This window comes from Bacillus sp. TL12, from assembly GCF_022625245.1.
Taxonomy (GTDB): domain Bacteria; phylum Bacillota; class Bacilli; order Bacillales; family Bacillaceae_G; genus Bacillus_A.
In genome coordinates, this window is record NZ_JAJJBY010000084.1 from 1 (window position 1) to 5,871 (window position 5,871).

Below are 5,871 nucleotides of genomic sequence, written 5' to 3' on the forward strand. Positions count from 1 at the left end.
TCATACCTATTTCCCCTTTCACGCCTCGTTATATTTTTTAACATACACAATGTAGATCTCCCCTCCTCATTTATTGTTAATGCGTTAAAAACTGCTCCTTGATTCTAAGGGTTTTTCTGTCACATACGTTAGTGTCAAAATGTCATGACTTTTATGACATAACTATCAATACAGCCTCATCCACTCAATTTTTGTTTTTCTTTATAAATATGACAGAAGTTCACTATCTACTATGACTCGCCGCTTGTTACACTCTGTTCATAAACTAGTGAGTCGCTAACTCGTTGAGCTAACAAAAAATCCTAATTAAATAAAGGAGCGTTCAAAAATGAAACAAGCAATTAACAAACTGGGGATCGTTGCAATTCTTCTTTCTTCTTCAACCATGATTTCTGCATGTTCCCAACAATCATTAGAAGGAGAAACATCAAAACCATCGGCATCCACAACTAATATTGAAATGATGAAAGGACCCAATAATAAAAAAGAAATTGAATCTTTTGCTGATCCATTATTTGAGGAAAAAATGAAGAAGTATAATGTGAATGGTTCTAGTTTTGTCGTCGTTCATGATGGCAAGGTTGTTGTTAATAAAGGGTATGGATATGCTGATAAAGAAAAGAAAATTCCCGTTACTAAGGACACGGTCTTTCAAATTGCTTCAGTCTCAAAAACTTTTACTGCCTTGGCTGTGATGCAACAAGTCGATAAAGGAAAGCTTAAACTAGATCAAGACGTACAAAAATATCTAGGTGGATTACAAATACCTAATCAAACAGGGAAACCTCTCACCCTGTTTGATATGCTCACTTATACTAGCGGGGTAGATTTTCCGGACCTCACAAATATAACTGGACCCGAATACGTTCATAATAGTATACCAATGAAAGGATTTTTCTCTAAACATATGCCAACGGTGGTACGGCCACCAGGTGAAGCTTATACGTATGACAACGTCTCATTTGCGCTCGCAGGGTTTGCAGTAGAGAATGCTACTAACACCCCTTTTTCAAAATATATGGAAAAAAATATTTTCAAACCATTAGATATGAAATCTACGAGTATGAGCTTTACGCCTGACCTTCTCGAAAGAATGGCTACACATTATGGTCCCACTGGTGATCCGATTCCAACAAGTGGGAGCGGTTTAAGGGATACACCACAAGGAGGCATTTTATCTACTGCGGAAGACATGTCAAAATACATGATTATGCAACTACAGAAAGGAACGTTTAAAGACAAAGAAATTGTAAGTAAAAAAAGCATAGATATGATGCATGCCTATCAAGTTTTTGATGATAAGACAATCCCTGTTGCGACAATTGGATTTGAAACGCCTTTTAATGAATTTGCTAACGGTCAACACGTTGTAATGAAAGGTGGAAGTATGCCTGGACATCAATCACTGCTGATTTTAGTGCCTGAACAAAAAACAGCATTCTTCATGTCTTATAATAATGATTCAATGATGAGTATAGACATATATGAAGCTCTTATGGATCACTATTTCCCTGCTAAGAAGAATGATGTAAAAACAAGCTATCTTCCGTTAGAGGAAAAAGAGGCTCATAAATACTTGGGTTTATTCCAAAATACGCGTTTTGCTGCAATTCGCACTAATTTTACTTATGAAAATGGGAATTTGGTCATGGAGGGTGGTACAACGGGAAAACAGGTTCTCAAAATGATTCATCCGTTGTTATTTGAAGATTCAGAAGGCAATAAAGTCGCTTTCAAAAAGAATTCGGCTGGAGAAATCGCATATTTTCACTACAACTCTCCTAAAAGCTTTGATTTTGTAGCAGATGCTCAGAGAATTAACAACAAACCACCTTTTGATGACGTGCCATCAAAGAGTAAATATAGAAGTCACATTGATAGTCTTCATGCTCTAAATATTATGGGTGCTAAAACAGATAATCTATTTAATCCGATGGACACCATGACACAAGGAGAATTTGCGGATACGCTGTTACTTGCTCACGGATGGAACGGTTTTCCAGACGAATCCAAGGAGGCAAGAGAAAAAATGATGAATGGAATTCCAGAGTATAACCGTGCTACTCCGATTACCCGACAAGTCGCAGCAACCATGATTCAAAACGTAAAGCAAATTCAAGACCTGAAAATGATTCAAACTGATAAAGCTAGTAAAGTTAAATTACTTGATGCCGCAGATGATTGGGCAGTTCAATCTATTCAAGCACTTGCCTCCCAAGGAATTCTAGACCCTGATACTTCTATCAATGCTGACGGATCTTTTATGTTCCGTCCGAAAGATGTGTTACTGCGTCAAGAAGCAGGTGCCTTGCTTGATTTAGCTTTTGGCTATTATGCATTGCCTATTAAACGACAGTAGATATTTATTCTAATTTAAATAATAAAAAAATGGGATGCTAGTATCTTATCAATATCAAGCTAAAATAAAACAAGAAATTTAACTTTATAAGATCTTTATGAAAACGCAAACGATTCGAAGCATGACTCTATATATTTGAAATTTTTGTATTAAAAAAAGGAACCTATTAGGAAATATGATAGGTTCCTTCCTTTAATTTAATAGGCGTTATACACTGTAAATATGTTGAGTTAGATCTTCAACCTCCTCTAAAACAATTTTCTTAAAAGATAGAATTCTTACATGCTTGTAAGGTAAATGTAAGACAATTCAATATGAGGACTATAATACTTTTGATTAAATTATATATAGCCAATAAACGAACAGGAGATAATAACTATGAGTATATTAACAGTCCGTAACTTAAGTAAAATTTATAATACAGGAAAAGTATCTTATAAAGCTCTTTCCAATATTGATTTGACAATACAAAAAGGAGAATTTGTAGGAATTATGGGAGCATCAGGAAGTGGCAAATCAACTTTACTGAATATGATTTCTACTATTGATGCACCAACATCAGGAGAAGTATTTATTAACGAAAAAAATCCTCATTGTTTATCTTCTAATGATTTAGCATTATTTAGACGACGCGAACTAGGATTTGTCTTTCAATCCTTTAACCTCATGAATACGCTAACTGTAAAAGAGAATATTGTTTTACCACTTACATTAGATAATGTAAGTTTGAATGAAATGAACAACAAAGTAGAAGTTATTTCTAAAAAACTGGGGATTGAACAGATTTTAAATAAAAGAACCTACGAAATTTCAGGAGGACAAGCTCAACGAACCGCCATTGCTCGTGCCCTCATTCATTCTCCGCAATTAATATTAGCAGATGAACCAACAGGAAATTTAGATTCAAAAGCGGCAAATGATGTGATGGAACTCCTAAAGAAATTAAATCAAGATCAACAAGTAACTATGATGCTTGTGACACATGATCCAGTAGCCGCGAGTTACTGTGATCGAGTAATCTTCATTACAGATGGATCTTTTTATAATGAAATTTATTGCGGTGACAATCGTTCAAAATTTCACAAAGATATTACAGATGTACTATCTTTACTAGGAGGTAATTAACATGAATTTTCGTCAGCTTGTATATAATAATGTCACTCGTAATAAACAATTATACCTTGGACATTTTTTGAGTAGTACATTTGCCGTGATGATTCTATTTACTTTTGAATTGCTTGCATTTCATCCTAATTTCACTGGAAATCTTGTATCGACCAGTGAGACCATGAGTTCGTTAAGTACAAAAGGATTTAAAATTGCTCAATATCTAATTGTATTTTTCTCCTTCTTTTTCATTCTATATTCAATTACTATGTTTTTAAAAACAAGGAAAAAGGAATTTGGGATCTTATTACTCCATGGCATGTCTAACGCACAATTAAAAAAGCTAATTTTCATGGAAAATATGTTAATTGGATGTTCTGCAATTATTGTTGGAATTGGACTTGGATTAGTTTTTGGAAAATTAATCTTACTGATAAGTGGTTCCCTTTTCCTATTAAAAGGTGGGCTTCCATTTCATTTTCCTACTAAGGCAATTTTAGTGACATCTCTTATGTTTTTTATTTTATTTATACTTGTCTCTTTTTTCACTGTACGAATAATGAAGGTATCACAGCTAATTGAACTCATGAAATCTGAAGAAAAACCAAAAACGGAACCAAAGTCATCTAAATGGCTAGCCTTCTTCTCAATTCTTTGTATTTGCATTGGATATGTCTCAGCATTTTATTTGGATATGGCATTAAGAAAAGGAATTGAGATATATGTTCTATTACTATGTGTTTTCTTAACTGTATTAGGAACATACTTTTTATTTACTCAGCTGAGCTTTTATGTCATTAAAATATTAAAAAATCGTCAATACACTTTCTTTAAAAAAACCAATATGTTAATGATTTCAGAGTTAACATATCGAATGACAGATAACGCAAGAACACTCTTTCTAGTAAGTGTACTTTCCGCAGTTGCCTTTACCTCTATTGGTACTTGTCTTTCTATTGGAAATGGCGCATTAGCGGAAGTTAACAGTCCTTATGCATTTGAATATAAATCATTTAAACACAACAAGGAGGAGGCATTTCATATTTCTCAAATAGAGAAACAATTACATAATGATGGATTCTCATATAAATTAGTAATTTCTACTGGTTTTAATACAACAAGTCACGCAACACCAATTATGAAACTGACTGATTACAACGCAACTGCCAAAACACTAGGATACCCAGCAGAAACGTTAAATAAGGAAACAGACAGTCTAATCCTGCCATCAAAAATGTATCTGAGATTAGCTCCTCAAGAGAAATTAAAGAAACTGTCTTCATCCCTTACACTGGAACACGGTAATATGAATTATAATTTTTCTGGTAATAAAATATTAATGGATAAAATTATCAGCCCATCTGATAATTTTTCTGTCGTTGTTTCGGATTCAATGTACGAAACAATACTAAATACACAGTTAGGAGAAACAAAGGTCGATCAATATATAGACTATCGTTTTTTAATTAAAAACATGTATGAAACAGCAGATGTGGCTAAAAAACTTACAAAGATAATTCCAAATGATTATACAAACGCATATCGACCTTTTATATTTGATTCCCCGGTATTAAAATGGTTAGAAAGTAAACAAGTGAATGCGATACTATCTATTCTTAGTGTACTAGTAGGAGTTGTATTTTTTATATTTACAATTAGTTTCTTATACTTCCGTTTATTCACAGATTTAGATCGAGATAAAAGCCAATTCCAAATGCTTTCTAAATTAGGGTTAACTAAAAGAGAAATAAAAAAAATTGTAACCCAACAAATTAGCATATTATTTTTTATACCTATTGTGATTTCTGTTCTTCACAGTAGCGTAGCCTTCTTGGCAATAAGATTTTTAGCGCAGAGCAGGCATATAGACTTACCTATTGCAGGAAATTCTATTCTCATATTCACGAGCTTTATTAGTATACAAATAATTTACTACCTTATTATTAGAAGAAGTTATTTGCGCCAAATACTTCATTCCATAAATTAAAGTGGTAAATGAGAGAAATGCTGGTGGTATTCCGTATATATACCTCTTACTTAAAGTCACTTTTTTAGTGAGTTAATTAAATTCTTTGTTTTACCAATGGAGTAGCACCACATCTCTATCAAGCTAAGAAAATAAAAATTCCTCTTAAAATGAAAAAATACGCTATTCTTTCTGCAGAATCAGAAGAAGGGATAACGTATTTTTTGCTTTATGGATAGTGTAAAATCTTAGCTTGACGGCGATGGGGTACCGCCACATCGCCATCGAGCTAAGAAAATACACCTCCCCCAGAACGAGATTTTGTCCTAACTTGTAATAAAAAAGCTCATTTTTTCGTTTTGGGGTGGATTTGTTTTCTTAAGTTGATGGGCATGGGGTTCCTGTTTTTCTTAGCTTGATGGACATGTGGCGAGATCCC

3 protein-coding genes are annotated in these 5,871 nt (G+C 33.6%); all 3 read left to right on the top strand.

All coding sequences use genetic code 11. The features are described 5' to 3' along the window. Positions 1-328 precede the first annotated feature (328 nt). The 3 genes from LOK41_RS27000 (at position 329) to LOK41_RS27010 (ending at position 5,453) form a co-directional block, all read left to right on the top strand. On the top strand, positions 329-2,359 hold the full coding sequence (locus tag LOK41_RS27000) for a serine hydrolase domain-containing protein (protein ID WP_241819128.1): 2,031 nt from the start codon (positions 329-331) through the stop codon (positions 2,357-2,359). A gap of 378 nt (positions 2,360-2,737) precedes the next feature. Beyond that, a complete protein-coding gene (locus LOK41_RS27005; protein WP_241819129.1) occupies positions 2,738-3,484 on the top strand; it encodes an ABC transporter ATP-binding protein in 747 nt (248 codons plus the stop codon). A gap of 1 nt (position 3,485) precedes the next feature. After that, positions 3,486-5,453 (top strand): ABC transporter permease, encoded by a 1,968-nt coding sequence (locus LOK41_RS27010; protein WP_241819131.1) that lies wholly within the window; start codon positions 3,486-3,488, stop codon positions 5,451-5,453. Positions 5,454-5,871: the final 418 nt, after the last annotated feature.